Genomic DNA, 17033 nt, shown 5'->3' with positions numbered 1-17033 from the left:
TGACACAGAAAACCGCAAAATCATAAAATAGCAGAAAAAATACAATAAAAAAAGCGTTCCCCACAACGAGAACGCCTTTAACAAACAAACTAAACTTCAATCATAAATATTGTTATACCGGTAAATCCATTTTAGCAATTGAGGTATCTGCTTTTACGTGAGCCGCATTGGCTCTTCCACTTGGATCTTGGTTTTCTTGCCATTTCGGAATCCATTTTCGCACCGTTTGAGCAGCTGCCACTTGCGGAAAATGTTTGTGAAAAATTCTTCTGTAAAAGAACGCTTCTTTTGTAACTGGTGTGTTGTACGGATATAATTCTGCCGCTCTTTCAAATTCTTCCTCTGTAACTTGACTGGAACAATAATCAATTAATGTGTCAATCCAGTTATACCCTACTCCATCTGAAAATTGCTCTTTTTGACGCCATAAAACTTCTTCCGGTAAATACGGTTGTTCCGGTGTGTCAAATGCTTTACGAAGAATATATTTTTCAATTCCTTCATACGTTGACGGCATTTTTTCTTCCGGTTTCACTTTAATCGCCAACTCCAAAAAAGCTTTGTCTAAAAACGGAACTCTCGCTTCAAGTCCGTGAGCCATCGTCGATTTGTCTGCACGCAGTAAATCGGCTGTAAATAGCTTTTGCACACGCTCAATTGTTTCTTTCTGGAAATCTTCTACGCTTGGAGCGTTTCTAAAATATAAATAACCTCCAAAAATTTCATCGGCTCCTTCTCCTGAAAGCACCACTTTGATTCCCATATCGGTAATTGCTTTTGACAAAAAGTACATGGGCGTACTGGCTCGAACCGAGGTGACATCATACGTTTCCAAATGCCAAATTAATTTATCTAAAATCTCGATTCCTTGCTCTATGGTAAAATGAATTTCGTGGTGTTGTGTTCCTAAAAACTCGGCTACTTTTCTGGCTGCTTTGGCATCTGGAGCTTCGGCATCTAATCCAATAGAAAATGAATGAAGGGTTTTACCCATTTCTTTCATATAGCGAGAAGCGATGGAAGACGTTAACGAGGAATCTAATCCGCCGGAAAGTAAAACACCAATTGGCACATCGCTCATCAAACGCTTACGAACACTTTCTGATAACGTTTCACGGATAGCTTTTAAATCCAATTCTTCAACCGCCAACGTCTCATCTTCCCATTTCGGTTGATAATATTTGACAAAACCGGTTTCTTGCGTATAATAATGTCCCGGAGGAAAAGTGGAAAACGTTTTGCATTGATCGGCAATCGCTTTCATTTCGGAAGCAAAATACATTCTTCCTCTTTCATCCAAACCGTAATAAAGTGGTTTTATTCCGAGTGGATCGCGACCTGCAATATAATCGTCTCCATCAATTACTACGAAAGCAAACATTCCGTCCAACATATCACAAAAATCGTAACCGAATTTTTCATACAAATGCACAATGACTTCCGAATCGGATGTAGTTCTGAATTTGTGGTCTTTTAAAATTCCGTCTCTTAATTTTTGGTGATTGTAAATTTCGCCATTGTGAATCATCCAAGCAGATGAAGTTCCTTGAATAGGTTGTTTTCCGGTATGCAAATCAACGATGGACAAACGTTCGTGAGCTAAAAAATGACCATTTTCGGTGATGTGTATATCACTTTCGTCCGGACCGCGATGCGACATTCTTTTAGATAATTCCTGAACTAATGATTCGTCTTTTCCTTTTCCTATAATGGCTAAAATTCCACACATATTATTTTGCTTTTCTTATTATACTTTAATTATGAAGCAAAAATCAATAATATGTTTATTTATTTAAACACAAAGAACTATTTTGGTTATGATTTTAAACTAAAAATATTATTTTACAATAAAAATGAAACTTAAAAAATCAGATTTTGATGTTTTCAATTACAATCTTTAAATTTTATAAGATAGATTGGATTTTGTATGATACATTGTTGACCGAAATTTCATCTCCTGAAACACTCCCCATCAACATTTGAGCTAACAGAGCTTGAGGAGAAACAGCAAAAATGGTCTTCCCTTCTATTTCGACTTTTGGCAAACTAACCGAAATTAGAAAATAAATATCGTTGGCTAAAACCAAACTTCCAATTGAAACTTTTGTGTTGAATTTTTCAAAATCAATGGAATCAAAAATAGATTTGGCATCTAAGAATTCTTTTAATTTCTGATTCAATTTTTCTTGTTCCAAATGCATCATCGACAGAGCCGTTTCGTGTTTATCTCCCGCTGAACCTTTGGCATCGTTTTTTGCATCTTCGGTTAAATCAGTTATCATTTGTCGAAGTGAATCGATTTTGGTTTGGATGAAATTAGAATAGTAATGGATGATTTTTTGTTTCATTGAGAGTTGCTGAGTTACTGAGATTCTGAGTGGCTGAGTTTGAAAAAGTCCGCAAGGTTCATTTTAAACTTTGCGGACTTTGTGAAATCTTTGCGAACTTTGCGGTTAAATAAACTTAAAAATCAAATTTATAATTCGCTCCTAACACCACTTGAATTTGCTGAGCTGGGAAATTCATCCATCTTTCATACGACTGATTGAATAGATTGTTTCCTCTTAAAAACAAGGTCAACCGTTCGTTGTATTTATATCCCACGTTAGCATTCACATCAAAATAACTGTCTAAGGTTTTGGTTGTAAAAGCATAAAAAGCAGGATCATTCAAAATATCCGGTGCAATAACTTGGTCTTTTCTCTCGCCAACAAAAAACAAATTCAATCCCGCATACCATTTTTCGGTAATGTTGGCATCTACATTGGCACCAAAAGTGATGGACGGTAAATTCCAAACTTCAGCTTCATCTTTTGCAGAAAGACTTCTGAAAGTTCCATTGATTCCGGCTGAAATATTTTTAGACAAATCAGCTTTTAATTCTCCGAAAAAGCTGAATGTTTTTACGTCATCATACACTACATCAAATGAATTTCCAAAAGCATAAGACTCAACATTATTTGGTAAAGCAGGATCTACAGCCAACGGAAACACATTGTTTCTAAACAAAGCTTTATCGTTTTCTTGCATGTAGGAACCACGCACATTATAACTCACATTTCCGGCTAATTTGCCTTTTAAACCTGCAAAAACATCATACGGTTTGCTAGTTGGAGCTACATATAACGTTGGTGATAAAAACGGATTTTCGTTGGTGAACTCACGATACGAATTTTGCTGTAAATTTCCATCGGCTCCGGCATAAAAAATCATCAAATCGCCTACTAATTTATAGGAAGCCGTGATGTTTGGGTAGATAAAAAACTTGCTTTCGCTATGTTCTAAATCGGCACTATAAAAAAGTGAAACTCCTACATCAAAAGCCCAATCATCTTGCGTTAGCGAAATGGAAGGATTTAATCCGAAATTAGTGAAGCCGTATTTAATTTCATTCAAATCAAAATAATTGCGTTCAAAACTTCCTGAAACATAATCTACGATTACATTGGTTTTAACGGCAGCATCCATGATATCAAATTCAAACGAAGGCTTTACCAAAAAACGATTTTCGGCCGAACCGTAATTATCCCAAAAACGATTGTATTTCAAACTGGCTCCGTTGAAAAAACTGTCTTCAAAACCAATTTTTCCACCTAAATAAAAGTTATGATACGTGTGCGATGGATCGATTGCTACATAAAAAGCTTCGTCTCTGTTGTAATACGTTTGGTCAATTCCGTACCAATTATAAACTTGGTGTTGATAGCCCAAATCGGCATTCCAATTGAAATTGCGTTGCTGACTTCCATACGTTACATCAAGTGACGTGTTATAGAATTTATCATCTAAAATCGCCTCTTCAATTCCACCTTGGGAAGAGTGGTGACGTAACATTCCACCCACATAATCACTTCTACTCAATTGTTCTGTCACGAATAATTCACCAATAATTCTGCCATAATTACCAAAACCTAACGTGGCATAATTGCTGAACAATTTCTCTTTTTTAGGTTTATCTACACCCGCTGCTTTTCCTTTGGCCGGTGTGAATGTAGAAGCTACCGGAAAAGAAAAAATGTTGTATTGAATTGTTTCTTTTTTAGAGTTATCATCATCGTCTAAGGATGGTGTTTCTTTCACTTTAAACGCATCTGAAATAGTTGCTGAATAGGGCTTTACTACATTCACAACTTCGGTTCCGATGTTCTCGTCTTTCTTTTGAGCAAATCCGATTTGGCTTATTAAAAGTAAACCTACAATTGTTAATTTATATCGATTTGAAATCTTCATACTGTTTATTTTTTGTGGTCTCAATTTAGTTTTGAATGGATGAATTACGTTTTGATTCTTCTGCTTTAATAGCGTCTAATTCTTTTTGAGCTTCTTCCACAACATCTGCATAATCAGTGAAATTTTTAATCACACTTTCTAAAATGTAAGTTGCTTGGAAACTATCTTTCAAAGAATAGAAATTCTTCGCCATCAATACCAATCCTTTTGCACTAAAATATTTGTAACCCGAATAGTCTTTTGTCAATTTTTGGATCACATCATTTGATGGTTCAAATTTTCCTTCTTTATTTTTAAAATAGGCATCGTAATATAATGCCTCGGCGGCCAATTCACCTTTTGCAATGGCTTGTAATTTTGCATAAGCTGCTTTTGCTTTTACTTCATCATTGGTTTTGATGGCAGAACGAGCAACAATCATTTGAGCATCACTTTTGATTCTATCATCTACTTTTTGATTAGCCAAAACTTTATCAGCATACAAAACTGCATTAGTATAATCCTTCTGTTCATAATACGATTTCATCAAATTAGATTGTGCAAAAGTGATATTTTGAGGGAAATCGGCTTCAGTTTCCAAACGTTTTAAGGCTGGAATAGCTTTTACATAATCTTTTTTCTTCAAATGAATTTCGGTTAAACGAGCTAAACTTTGTTCGGTAAATTCACTTCTTGGTTTAGAAGCCACAAATTCATAGTGCGGAATAGCGTTGTTTTCTAAACCATCTGCAAAATACAATTGAGCCAAATAGAAATTAGCTTTCAGCGAATGAATTCCGTTTGGAAAACGAGTTACATAATTGCTAAATCCGGTAATTGCACCTTTTGGGTTGTTTTGCAAATATTGTTTTTCGGCAGATTCATACGAAGTATTGTCTAAATCGGCATCGGAAACTTCTACATAATCCAATGTTTTTACCCAATCGGCATATTCATTTACATTTCCGGTATCCACATAAATTTGACGAGCTGTGTTTACTGCTTCCAATGATTCCGGAGTTCGAGGATATTCTGCAGCTACTTTTTTCAGTTTTGTAATGGCCAATTGCGGTTTATTATCGTTGTAATAAATCAATCCCTGACGCAAAATAGCTTTCGCAGCAAATGAACCGTTTTTATATTCATTAACCAACTGATCGTAGGTTTTTAAAGCCAAATCAGATTTGTTATTGTTGGTATAAGTATTACCTAATTCAAACAAAACATCATCACGGTATTGTGATTTTGGATAACTTTTTAGGAACAAATTCAAATCTTCAATTTTCTTGTCATTTCGGTTTACGAAACCGTAGCTCAATGCTTTTTGATATGCAGCATAATCGGCATCAACACCTTTTAGCTCAATGGCTTTGTTGTACGCTTCCATTGCCGGCCAATATTTAGCGGATACGAAATGACTATCTCCCATTCGCAAATAACTGTCGTTCAAACGAACTTTATCGTCTTTTACGGCATCAATATGATTTTGAAAATAGGTTGCGGCTTGTTCGTATTCTTTCAACTTAAAATGCGTGTAACCAATGTTGTAATTGATGTTTTTGTATTCCGGAGTTGATTTAGCTTCGGCAAAACCAGTAAATTGTTTGAAAGTTATCATTGCATCGGCAAAATTATCCAACACATATTCGGTTTCACCTTTCCAGAAAGTGGCACGAGCGGTGAATTTTGCATCTCTTGGTTCTGCAATTGATTTTTTAAACATTTTCATGGCTTCAGTAAAATCGCCATCAGTATATAATTCTAATCCTCTATAAAAAGTAACTTTTTGATAAGCTGCTTTGTTTGAGAAATTTTTATTTTTTTCGATTAATTCTAATGCACCTTTATAATTCTTTGAAGTAATGAATGAATTAATCAACAAATTTTCAACTTCTAATTTGTTTGGATTATTAGGATATTTTTCTAAAAAAGCAGACAAAACACCCGGAATCGTTTGGTATGAATTTCCTATTTCATAACTCAATTTAGCATAATTTAAAAAAGCATCTTCTTGAATTTTTAAATCAAATTCCATTTCTGATGCATTTTTAAACGCATTTAAGGCTTGTTGCTTTTTATCTGTTTTTAAATAACTTTCACCTAAATGATAGTACGCATTTTGAGCAACACCATCATTTCCGTTGATAATTTTATTGAATTGATTAATCGCATTTTCATAATCACCTTGTTTGTAGTAGGAATATCCGAAAAGATAATAATCAGTATTGCTCCATTTTCCTTTTTTACCTTTATACTCTTTCAAATACGGAATGGCTTTGTCATATTGTTTTAAGTTGAAATAACTTTCACCAATAATTTTGTTTAACTCTGATTTTTCCATGGCATCACTTTTTGCCATCGCAGCAATTCCTAAATCGATTGCTTTTTGAAAATTTCCGAGTTTAAAGTTCATGTCTGCTTGATAGTACGACATTTTTTCTTTGTACTTCTGCTCGCCTTCTACTTGCTCAAAATATTCGTTGGCTACTTTGTAATCGTCTTTTTCATACGACATGTACCCTAAATAATATTTTGCTTGCGAGCCGTATTCTTTAGAATTGACAACTTTATTGAAATAACTGGTCGCTTCTTTTTTCTTTCCTCCTGTGAAGTTGGCATATCCTTTTTGGAAATTAAATCGTTCACGTTCACCTGCTGTTAAATTGCTTTCATCTACTTTTTCAAACCATTGCAACGCTTGTGGAAATTTTCCTTCATCAAAATAATAATGAGCTACTTCAATATAGGCTTGATTGTGTTTGGAACTTGTTGGATAATCCGCTACGAATTTTTCCATTAACAAATCGGCATTCGATTGATTAAGGCGAATGGCACAATTGGCGATGTAGTAGGCACAATCGGCTTGCACTTCATCGCTTATCTTTTCTTCACTTACTTTTTTGAAAATAATTTGAGCCGATTGATACTGTTTTTCTTTGTATAGTTCAATGGCACGATTATACTCTTTTAAATCATGAGTATAAATTTCTGTTTTTTGGGCTAAAGCGGTGAAATTTACCGCTATCCAAAATAGGAAAATAAACCAATTTTTCTTTTGCATGGGATTCAGTTTTGTTTAATTTACAAATTTAGGGTTTGCTTTGTGTAGTAACGAGGTAATGGTTGTGTTTATTATGAACAAGGTTTTAAACAATTGTTAATCCACACCCCCGACCCCTCTCCAAAGGAGAGGGGAGCCGAAACGCAGAAATATGTACTCTTTTTTCATAGTAAGTATAATTAAAACTCAGTTTCTCAGCATCTCAGCCACTCAGTAACTTATAAAAAAACTCTTTAAAAAAATAAAATTTTGAAAACCATCGTTAACTTAGTACTTTTACCACTTAAATTATAATTTATGTCGAATACGATCGCTTCTTTAAAAAACGTCAATATTTTTCAGGAACAAAACATGATTTTAAAAAATGTCTCTTTGGAAGTAAACCGTGGAGATTTTATTTATGTGATTGGAAAAACCGGTTCCGGGAAAAGTAGTTTTATGAAAACGCTTTATGCTGATTTGCCTTTAACAGAAGGCGAAGGTTCGATTGTAGATTTTGATTTAGCTAAATTGAAAGAAAAAGATATTCCGTATTTGCGACGAAAAATCGGGATTGTTTTTCAGGATTTTAAGTTGTTGCCAGACAGAAGTATTTTTGAGAACCTCGAATTTGTCTTAAAAGCAACCGGTTGGATTGAAAAAGCAGAAATGAAGCAAAAGATTGATGAAGTGATGGAAAAAGTGGGTATGAAATCAATGCTTCACAAAATGCCACATCAACTTTCGGGTGGTGAACAACAACGAGTTGCCATTGCCAGAGCTTTATTAAACGATCCGGAATTAATCTTAGCCGATGAACCGACAGGAAATCTTGATCCGCAAACCAGTGTGGAGGTTATGGAAGTTCTCAGAAAAATCAATCAAAACGGCAAAACGATTATTATGTGCACGCACGACTATGCATTGATTATGAAATTCCCTTCCAAAACATTGAAATGTGAAGACAGTACTATTTTTGAAGTGGTGCAAAGAACGGTTTAGATGCTTTCTATCCTGATTCCGACATATAACTATTTTGTTGAAAATCTTGTAAATACTTTACACAAGCAATGCATTTCTGAAAATATTGAATTTGAAATTATTGTTTTGGAAGATTGTTCCTCTGAAAATTATATTGCTCAAAACAAGACAATTTCTTCACTTACAAATTGTTTTTACGAAGCAAATCCCGAAAATTTTGGTCGCACTAAAACACGACAAATCTTAGCCAAAAAAGCAAAATTTGATTGGATTTTATTTTTAGATTCCGATGTTATTCCGGAAAATGAAACCTTCATAAAAAAATACATTTCCTATCTAAATAATTCAAATTTTGTAGTATTTGGTGGTTATAAATACCAAAACAATCTTCCGGAAGCCTCAAAAATATTACGTTATAAATACGGAAAACAAAGAGAAGAAAAACCTGTTTCTGTTAGAACTGAAAAACCTTTTCAATTTGTTTTTTCAGGTAATATGCTAATTCAAAAGGAATTATTTTTAGAATTAAATTACACTGAAAATGAAAAATTGTATGGTATGGATATTTATTTTGCCTATCAACTTTTTTCAAAGAAAATTACTCCTCTTCACATTGATAATTCAATTTATCATCTTGGTTTAGAAAGCAATGAAGTTTTTTTTGAAAAGTCGTTACAAAGTGTGATCTCGAGAAAGCAATTTTTAGCTGACAAACAAGGAATTGACTCGTTGAATCCACTTTTAAAAGCATATAAAAAATTAAAAAAATATTATCTTGATAAACCTGTTGTTATAGCATTTTATATGTCAAAAGGTTTTTTAAAATCGAATATACTCAGCAAGAATCCTAACCTACGTTATTTTGATTTATATCGTTTAGGTTATATTTGTTCTTTAAATTCAAAACAAAAAACATGAAATTAGCTCGTATTATTACAATTGATGATTTTGTGGAAACATATTGTAAATTAAAACAAAGAGGTTTTGCATTTATTTTGTCGAAGTTTACATTTAACGATCGCTTGAGAACTTTAAGTGCTTTTGATACTCCAAGAGATAAAACTTCAAATTGGTGGACTATTCCTTACATTTATAAAAGATGGTGTTTTTTGGTTAGTGGAAATACAGAAATAAATTTTCAAGATTATTTTTTTCAAAAATATTTTAAGGATAAAAAAGGATTAACAATTTTATCTTTAGGAACAGGTTCGTGTAAGTTGGAATTAGATTTAGCCAAACATTCTGAATTTGAGAAAATAGTATGCGTTGATATTGCAAAAAGTCTATTGAATAAAGCAGAAGAAATTGCAAATTCAAAAAACTTAACAAATATTGAGTTTTTATGCACAGATTTGTACAAGTATGATTTTCAAAAAGAATCTTTCGATTTAGTAATCTTCAATTCTTCCCTTCATCATTTTAAAGACATTGACAAACTTTTGTCTGAAAAAGTTAAATATTGCCTGAAAAAAGAAGGTAAATTAATGATAAATGAATATGTTGGTCCTGATAAACTTCAATTTACTGCAGATCAGATTAAGGTGATTAACCAAGGAATTCAGCTTATTGATAAAAAATACAGAAAACGAAGCGGAACAACTATTTATAAAAACAAATTTTATGGAAGTGGACTGCTGCGAATGTATGTTGCAGATCCTTCAGAATGTGTAGAGTCAAGTCAAATTTTACCTTCCATCAGAAAACATTTTACAATTCTTGAAGAAAAACCAATTGGAGGAAATATTTTAATGGGCGTTTTTAAAGATATTGCTTATAATTTTATTGAAATTGATTCTGAAAAAGAGAAAATAATGCAAAAGTTATTCGATTTAGAAGATGAATTCATAAGAGACAATCCTTCAGATTACTTGGTTGGAATTTATCAAAAACCTAATTAATGACTTTATTGTAAAGCATAATCCATTGCTGCATAATTTTTTCTCGATTGTATTTCTCGCTACTTTTTTTTGCATTTTTTCCCATTTGAATGCGTAAATTTTCATTTTCAATGAGTTCTATCACTTTGGTGGAAAATAATTCAATATCAAAACAAGAAATCAAAAATCCATTATGCTCATTTTCTATAATTGATGAAGGCCCTGTTGGAGCATCAAATGAAACACAAGGAAGTCCGCAACTCATCGCCTCTGTTAAAACCAGTCCGAAAGGTTCAATTCGAGAAGTCATCAAAAAAATTGAAGCCTCGGAATATTTTTCTTCTATTTCAGAAACAGGCTCATGCACAAAAATAGAATTACCTAACCCTTTTTCATTTATTGTTTTCTGAATATCAAATTCAGAAAATTTTTCTCCATAAACTTCCAAAGTCCAATCAGGATGTTTTTGATTTACTTTATCCCATATTTGAATAAGAAAATCAACTCCTTTCACTAGTTTTAGCCTTCCAACAAAAATAACTTTTTTATTTTGCAGAGAGCTTTGTTTTGAATTTGGAATTGTAATCGGATTCGGAATCACATACAAATTTTTTAAATTCCATTTTCGAGCTTCATTTTTGGAAAGCACTATAAAAGCATTAAACTTTTTTGAAGAAATACTTATTAAAATTTTAGAAATCCCGAGAATTCCAAAAAGTTTATTATTATCAGTAATAAGTTGGTCTTTGGTTGAATGAAGTTCATAAACTGTTTTAGCATTTTCGGGAATTAAAAAAGGAATTAAAAAGCCTTTGAGTCCGTTATCAGTGACAATAACCAGATCAGGATTTATTTCTTTATAAGTAGTTTGAATTAGTTTTTTGTAACTAAATAAATCAGAAACATTCTGTCTATCAATTTGAATGATTCTTTTATCTAAAGGAAAATAGATAGGTAGATTTTCAGAATTAGTAGTTAGTAGGTAAATTTCATATCCTATTTTAGCAAGATGATTTAGTCGAACAGAAAGACTTCGTTGTAGTCCTCCCGAACCATCGATTCTTGTTGAAATATATAAAATTTTCATATGTACTAATTAAAACAATTTCCAATTCCTTTTAAAGCCAAAACATTATACTTTTGACTCTAAAAAATCTTCAAAAACTCGAATATAATCTTCTTCTTCAAAAACCTCAGAAGCCAAAACCAAACAAACAGAACCGGAAGAAAAATTTTTGAGTTCTCGCCAAATTCCTTCAGTAATTAACAAACCTTCATAAGGCTTGTTTAGAGTTATCGTTTTTTCTGTTTGTCCATCATTTAAAATCACATCAAAACTACCGCTAAGAGCGATTAAAAATTCTTTTTGCTCAATGTGTGCGTGTCCGCCACGCTCTGCTCCTGCAGGTACGTCATATAAATAATAAACTCGTTTGATTTCAAACGGAATTAAATCATTTTCTATTACCGATAGATTTCCACGTGTATCAGGAATTTTTGGAATTGAAATTAGTTCACAATTAGTTACTGATTTTTTTATAGTCATTTTTTCCTAAAATTGCTTGTTTGTATAATTTTGATAAAACAGAAAATAAAATTTTTCTTTGTTTCAATTCAAAAAATAGTTTTAAAAGTATCCAAAATTTATAAGTTGAGCCAAAATTACGATAAAAAAAAGCTCCAGAATAATAATAAATTTCATGTTTGCTTAAAATAGCCGAAGAATGTTTTTCATCATGATAGCATAAAACTTCCGGAATGAAACCAATTGTTACACTTTCTTTTTTAAAATCTAACAAAAGTGAATTTTCTTCTCCAATCGCAAATTTTGCTCCTAATCCGAAGTTTTCATCATACAAAATAGTTGTCTTATCAAAAACACTTTTTCTGAAAACAAGTTCTACCGACATCGTGTTTAACACCTCAAATTTATTCAACCTTTTAATGAAATTTGTTGGATAGTTTCTTAAAAACTTCTTTTCAAGTGATTGAACCTGAAAACGAAATATGTTTTGATTGGGATAATTAGTAAACGAATTGATGATTTTTTGGACGAAATCATCTGCAAAAACCACATCATCATCGGTTAAAATAATAATTGGTTTTGATGCATTTTTTATACCTAGATTACGACTTTTAGATAATCCTATTTCAAATGAATTAACCACCTTAACCGATTCAAATTCAGAAGACAAAATGCTATTTTTATTAGTTTGGTTAATCACTAAAATTGAAAATTTTGAAAAATGATTCATCGGAAACATCGGAATCAAAAAATCCAACGACGTTTGGTTCATCGTTGAAATAATTATTTCCAAATCGTCCTGCGTAAATTGGTTTGTCAATTTGTTTTATATTTACACAAATATAAAAATTTCATCTTCATTAATGCGAATACTTTTAGTTGGAGAATACAGCCGTTTGCATAATTCCCTAAAAGAAGGGTTACAAAAATTAGGTCACAAAGTAATTATTGTGAGCAGTGGCGATGATTTTAAAAATTTTGAAAGTGATCTTTCAGTTAAAGCAACTTTTTTTTCAAGTTTTTGGTTCACTAGAAAATTGAGAAATGGCCTGAGACGATTTTTTAAATTTGATTTTGAAAAAATTGAAAGAGCTATTCGATTTTATTTAATTTTACCAAAATTAAAAGGATTTGATCATGTTCAATTGATAAATTCTGATGCTTTAGAACTCAATCCTACCATTTCTTTATTCTTTTATAAAAAATTATTTTCACAAAACAAGAAATTTTCTCTTTTGGTTTGTGGCGATGAAACTCCGGTAATTGAATATCTGTTAAAAAACGAAATGAAACATTCCATTTTGAGTCCGTATTTGAATGATTCATCTTTAAAAAATCAGTACAATTTTTCATTAAAATATGTCCAATCCAATTATAAAAAAGTTTTTAATTGGTTGAAAGAGAATGTAAATTCAATTATAGTTTCTGATTTGGATTATAAAATTCCGATGGAAAAGATGAATTACAAAGTAAATTTTATTCCAAACCCAATCAATACAGACAAAATAAATTTTTCTGAATTAAAAATTAATGAGAAAGTGATTATTTTTCTGGGAATTAATCGATTGAGTTTTATCAAAAAAGGCATTCATTTTTTTGAAGAAACGTTAAAAATAATTGAAGAAAAATATGATGATAAAGTAGAAATTATCATCACTGAAAATATTCCTTATCAACAATACATTTCATTGTATAACAAAGCTCACATTATTTTAGACCAAGTTTATGCCTACGATCAAGGTTATAATGCTTTGGAAGCCATGGCAAAAGGAAAAGTTGTTTTCACGGGTGCTGAACAAGAATTTGTTGATTATTATAAATTAACGGAACGAGTTGCTATCAATGCTTTGCCGGATGTGAATGAATTGGTAAAAGAGTTATCATTTTTAATTGAAAACCCTCAAGAAATTATCCGAATTGGAAAAAATGCGAGGGATTTTATTGAAAAGGAACATAATTATGTAAAGATTGCTGAAAAGTATTTGGAGGTTTGGGAGAATTAAATTCTTTTTCTAAAATAGAACAGCAACATAATGAAATAAATAAAATAAGTCACAGCATGAGCCAAAACTGCTCCTTCCGCATCAAAATGATTTATAGCAAAATAGCCTACTAAAATTAATGTAGAATACGAAAAAATTTCAGTAACAAAATAAGCAAATGTTTGTCTTTTTGCCAGAAAATGTAAGGCTAAAATCCAGGAGCAAACTTTAAAAAAATCGCCTACCAATTGCCAAAAAAATAATTCGGAAACGGGTTGAAATTCAGTTGTAAATAAAATCGAAATGATCCAGTTTTTACAAACGTAAATAGTAACAATTCCAACAAAAAAAACGGGAACAATTGTTTTAAAATAATTTCGAAATATTAATTTGGTCTCTACTTCATTTGAAACAGCAAGCTGTGGTAAAAAATACATACTCATCAACGAGGAAACAAAAAGCATGTAATAGCTTGAAATTCTACTCATTGATTCCCAAAATCCGGCAGTATCAATACCGGCAGTATCAATAAGGTGATTTCGTAAGAAAATATAAATCATTGGTCCGGTTATCGCCGAAAAAAGTGCCATTGCCGAATAAGAACTTAAGTTTTTAAGAATCCTTTTATCAAAAAATTTTAATTGAATAAATTGGAAAAACTTGATTTCTTTAAAAATAAAAAATGAAGCTATAAAAAAATTAGTTGTTGGAGCTAAAACCATAGCTAATAAAGCTCCTAAAACATTGTAATTAAAGACTAAAACTAAAGAAAACACAAACCCAATTATGTTTCCAATAATTGAGATGTAAACTACTTTTTTGTATTTTTCTAAACCATTGATTAAAGAAGTAAAAAAAAGAGAAAAACCGTAGAATGGTAAACTAAAAATTACGGCTTTAATGATTATTTCATATTCATTTTCTGAACTAAACAAATAGGATGTTATTGCTTCTCGAAAAATAAACAATCCGACTCCTAAAAGTAATATGAACAATGAAATTGTAATTGCTACTGTTGATATTAATTTCTTAAACTGCTCGTTATCTTCTTTAAATTGTGCTGTATATTTTATAATTCCGTTTTGAAAACCAAGTGTCGAAAAGCTTTCTAAAGAAGTTTGAAAATTACGCAAATTCCCAACCAGAGCCATTCCGGCCGGACCAACATAGATAGCCAACACTTTTGAAATGACTAGTCCAAATCCAATTCTTAAAAGTATAGCAAAGCTGTTCAATGAGGATATTTTGAACCAAGCTGCACCGACTATATCTTTTAAAAATTTCAATTAATATCGATTTATAACTTGAATAACATAACTCACTTCCTCTTCAGTTAACACCGGACTCATCGGTAAACTCAACACTTCACGATGTATTTTTTCTGTAATTGGGAAAGATAACGAATTAAATTCTTTCAACGCTTTTTGTTGATGTGGCGGAATTGGATAATGAATCATGGTTTCGATTCCGTTTTCTTTTAAATATTCCTGTAATTCATTTCTATTTTCTGTCCGAATTACAAACAAATGAAAAACATGATTAGTTGAACCATCATAAAAAGGTAACACAATTTTATCATTCTTAATTTCAGCTAAGTATCGACTGGCAATTTCTCTTCGCTTTTGATTATCATCATCTAAATCGGCTAATTTTACGTTCAAAAAAGCGGCTTGTAATTCATCTAAACGTGAATTTATTCCGATAAAATCATTGACATATTTTTTTTCTGAACCATAATTTCGCATCGCTCGAATGATTCTATTCAAATCATCATCATTGGTAACAACAGCTCCTCCATCGCCTAAACAGCCTAAATTTTTGGAAGGATAAAAACTAAATGCTTTTGCATTTCTAACTCCAAACTCCAAACTACTAACTCCTAATTCCGTACCGTGCGACTGTGCAGCATCTTCAATAACTAACAAATTGTTTTGCTTTGCAATGCCATCTATTTTATCCATTTCGGCTAATTGTCCGTATAAATGAACAACTAGAATGGCTTTGGTTTTTGAAGTAATTTTATCGGCAATTAAATCAGGATTCAAATTATAAGTTTCCAATTTGGGTTCAACCAAAACCGGAACTAAATCGGCTTGCAAAATCGATAAAATGCTAGCAATATAAGTATTTGCGGGAACAATAACTTCGTCACCTTTTTGCAATTTTCCTAATTCGATGTAGGCTTTAAAAATCAAAACCAATGCATCTAAACCATTTCCAACTCCAATGCAATATTTTGATTTACAATAGTTTGCGAAATTTTCTTCAAACAACTTACCCTCATCACCTAAAATATACCAACCGCGTTGCATGAATTGCTCCAACTTTTCCTGAAAAGCTGTTTCATACCGGTGATTGACTTTTTTTAAATCGAAAAATTTTATCATATAATTACTTCCTCTAATTTGGAATAATTTTTAGTTTGAACTTCATAAAAATCTTGCGTTAAAGTAGTAGCTCCAAAACTCTCCTTCCAATACGAAAGTCCGCCATTTAATTTTTTCCCTTGCTCTTCATTGGAAATTCCAAAATCAAAATATTTTTTATTTCTAAATATTTCAGTAATTAAATAATGATGAAGATAATCCAATGTTCCATATTCATTTTTAAAAGAGTTGGCAGAAATATATTGTGAATGAGCTACATTTTTACTTTCAAAAATTGTTGTTCCGCCAATTAATTCATTTTCTTTATAAACGTTGAATTGTCTTATGTTTGAAGGGAATTTACTTTTTAAAAACTGTATTTCTTCTAATGTATGAACTGGTTTAGCATTATGTTTATTCATTAAATTAGGAATCAAAATAGTATTCCAAAAAACTGAGAAATCATTTTCTTCTTTAATGATTAATTGATTTTTTATTCCTCGGTTTACACCTTCTATTCTGTTTTTTGCTATTGGTATTTCTTTTGACAAGTCAATAACAGCAAGCGTATCTCTTTTAATCAATTTGGCTTCAACTAAAAATAAAATATATTTCATTTCATCTGAAAAAAAATCACAATAAATCATTGGTATTTCTTTTAAAACCAATTTATTAATTCTGTTCTCATACAGTTGTTTTGAAAGTGATTTAAAAATTAAAATTACTTTTTCAAGCTTCAAATCATCCTTAAAGACCAATCCGCCATACGTTAAACCTTGGTGCGAAAAAACCTCATCTTCTACTCTATTTGCTGGCAAAACGGCCACCCAACCTATTCCATTTTCAACAATTAATGAATAATCCTCAAATCGATCTTGATGGTATTCCATAAAATCACGATGAAACAAAAAAGTGGCGTTTTTGGCTTGATTGATAAAATCATTCCATGCTTGGTAATCGGCTGAAGTATATTTTCTTATCGTATAATTTTGCACGAACTTCTGTTAATTTTTAATCTTAAACAATAAAAATAGTATCTTTAAAATCCAATTC

The 17033-nt window shown here is 31.6% G+C and carries 14 protein-coding genes; 4 read left to right on the top strand and 10 right to left on the bottom strand.

Features of this window, described 5'->3' with window-relative positions; all coding sequences use genetic code 11:
* Positions 1–112: 112 nt before the first annotated feature.
* From asnB to M0M57_RS13080, 4 genes are all read right to left on the bottom strand, one after another.
* Entirely contained in the window at positions 113–1729 is a 1617-nt protein-coding gene (gene asnB / locus M0M57_RS13095) for an asparagine synthase B (protein WP_248433476.1), read from the bottom strand.
* Between the two features lie 175 nt (positions 1730–1904).
* Positions 1905–2348, bottom strand: a complete 444-nt coding sequence (locus M0M57_RS13090; RefSeq protein WP_248433475.1) for a hypothetical protein — start codon at positions 2346–2348, stop codon at positions 1905–1907.
* A gap of 115 nt (positions 2349–2463) precedes the next feature.
* A complete protein-coding gene (locus M0M57_RS13085; protein WP_248433474.1) occupies positions 2464–4230 on the bottom strand; it encodes a TonB-dependent receptor in 1767 nt (588 codons plus the stop codon).
* A 25-nt stretch (positions 4231–4255) separates the two neighbouring features.
* Positions 4256–7270 (bottom strand): tetratricopeptide repeat protein, encoded by a 3015-nt coding sequence (locus M0M57_RS13080; RefSeq protein ID WP_248433473.1) that lies wholly within the window; start codon positions 7268–7270, stop codon positions 4256–4258.
* 297 nt (positions 7271–7567) lie between these two features.
* Between M0M57_RS13080 and M0M57_RS13075 the strand changes: the two genes are divergently transcribed.
* From M0M57_RS13075 to M0M57_RS13065, 3 genes are read left to right on the top strand one after another with little or no spacing between them, the layout of a single operon-like run.
* Entirely contained in the window at positions 7568–8251 is a 684-nt protein-coding gene (locus M0M57_RS13075) for a cell division ATP-binding protein FtsE (RefSeq protein ID WP_248433472.1), read from the top strand.
* Positions 8252–9148 (top strand): glycosyltransferase family 2 protein, encoded by an 897-nt coding sequence (locus M0M57_RS13070; protein ID WP_248433471.1) that lies wholly within the window; start codon positions 8252–8254, stop codon positions 9146–9148.
* Entirely contained in the window at positions 9145–10128 is a 984-nt protein-coding gene (locus tag M0M57_RS13065) for a class I SAM-dependent methyltransferase (RefSeq protein ID WP_248433470.1), read from the top strand. Before M0M57_RS13070 ends, M0M57_RS13065 begins: the two co-directional genes overlap by 4 nt.
* Here the strand turns inward: M0M57_RS13065 and M0M57_RS13060 are convergent.
* From M0M57_RS13060 to M0M57_RS13050, 3 genes are read right to left on the bottom strand one after another with little or no spacing between them, the layout of a single operon-like run.
* Entirely contained in the window at positions 10121–11194 is a 1074-nt protein-coding gene (locus tag M0M57_RS13060) for a glycosyltransferase family 4 protein (protein WP_248433469.1), read from the bottom strand. The genes M0M57_RS13065 and M0M57_RS13060 overlap by 8 nt on opposite strands.
* 45 nt (positions 11195–11239) lie before the next feature.
* The gene (locus tag M0M57_RS13055; RefSeq protein ID WP_248433468.1) at positions 11240–11653 is read right to left on the bottom strand and encodes a sugar 3,4-ketoisomerase; all 414 of its coding nucleotides are present in this window, start codon (positions 11651–11653) and stop codon (positions 11240–11242) included.
* A complete protein-coding gene (locus tag M0M57_RS13050; protein ID WP_248433467.1) occupies positions 11628–12452 on the bottom strand; it encodes a glycosyltransferase family 2 protein in 825 nt (274 codons plus the stop codon). The genes M0M57_RS13055 and M0M57_RS13050 overlap by 26 nt, the downstream gene beginning before the upstream one ends.
* 43 nt (positions 12453–12495) lie before the next feature.
* On the opposite strand from M0M57_RS13050, the gene M0M57_RS13045 reads away from it, so the two are divergent.
* On the top strand, positions 12496–13635 hold the full coding sequence (locus M0M57_RS13045; RefSeq protein WP_248433466.1) for a glycosyltransferase family protein: 1140 nt from the start codon (positions 12496–12498) through the stop codon (positions 13633–13635).
* Here M0M57_RS13045 and M0M57_RS13040 read toward each other — a convergent pair.
* From M0M57_RS13040 to M0M57_RS13030, 3 genes are read right to left on the bottom strand one after another with little or no spacing between them, the layout of a single operon-like run.
* Positions 13632–14900 (bottom strand): O-antigen translocase, encoded by a 1269-nt coding sequence (locus tag M0M57_RS13040; RefSeq protein ID WP_248433465.1) that lies wholly within the window; start codon positions 14898–14900, stop codon positions 13632–13634. The two genes, M0M57_RS13045 and M0M57_RS13040, sit on opposite strands and share 4 nt — an antisense overlap.
* On the bottom strand, positions 14901–16001 hold the full coding sequence (locus M0M57_RS13035; RefSeq protein WP_248433464.1) for a DegT/DnrJ/EryC1/StrS family aminotransferase: 1101 nt from the start codon (positions 15999–16001) through the stop codon (positions 14901–14903). It lies immediately after the preceding gene.
* Positions 15998–16975, bottom strand: a complete 978-nt coding sequence (locus M0M57_RS13030) for a GNAT family N-acetyltransferase (RefSeq protein ID WP_248433463.1) — start codon at positions 16973–16975, stop codon at positions 15998–16000. The genes M0M57_RS13035 and M0M57_RS13030 overlap by 4 nt, the downstream gene beginning before the upstream one ends.
* Between the last annotated feature and the right edge of the window lie 58 nt (positions 16976–17033).

It is taken from the genome of Flavobacterium azooxidireducens, from assembly GCF_023195775.1.
In the GTDB taxonomy this organism is placed as follows: Bacteria; Bacteroidota; Bacteroidia; order Flavobacteriales; family Flavobacteriaceae; genus Flavobacterium; species Flavobacterium azooxidireducens.
Note: the sequence above shows the minus strand (reverse complement) of the source record. Positions and strands in the feature narration are given on the sequence as shown.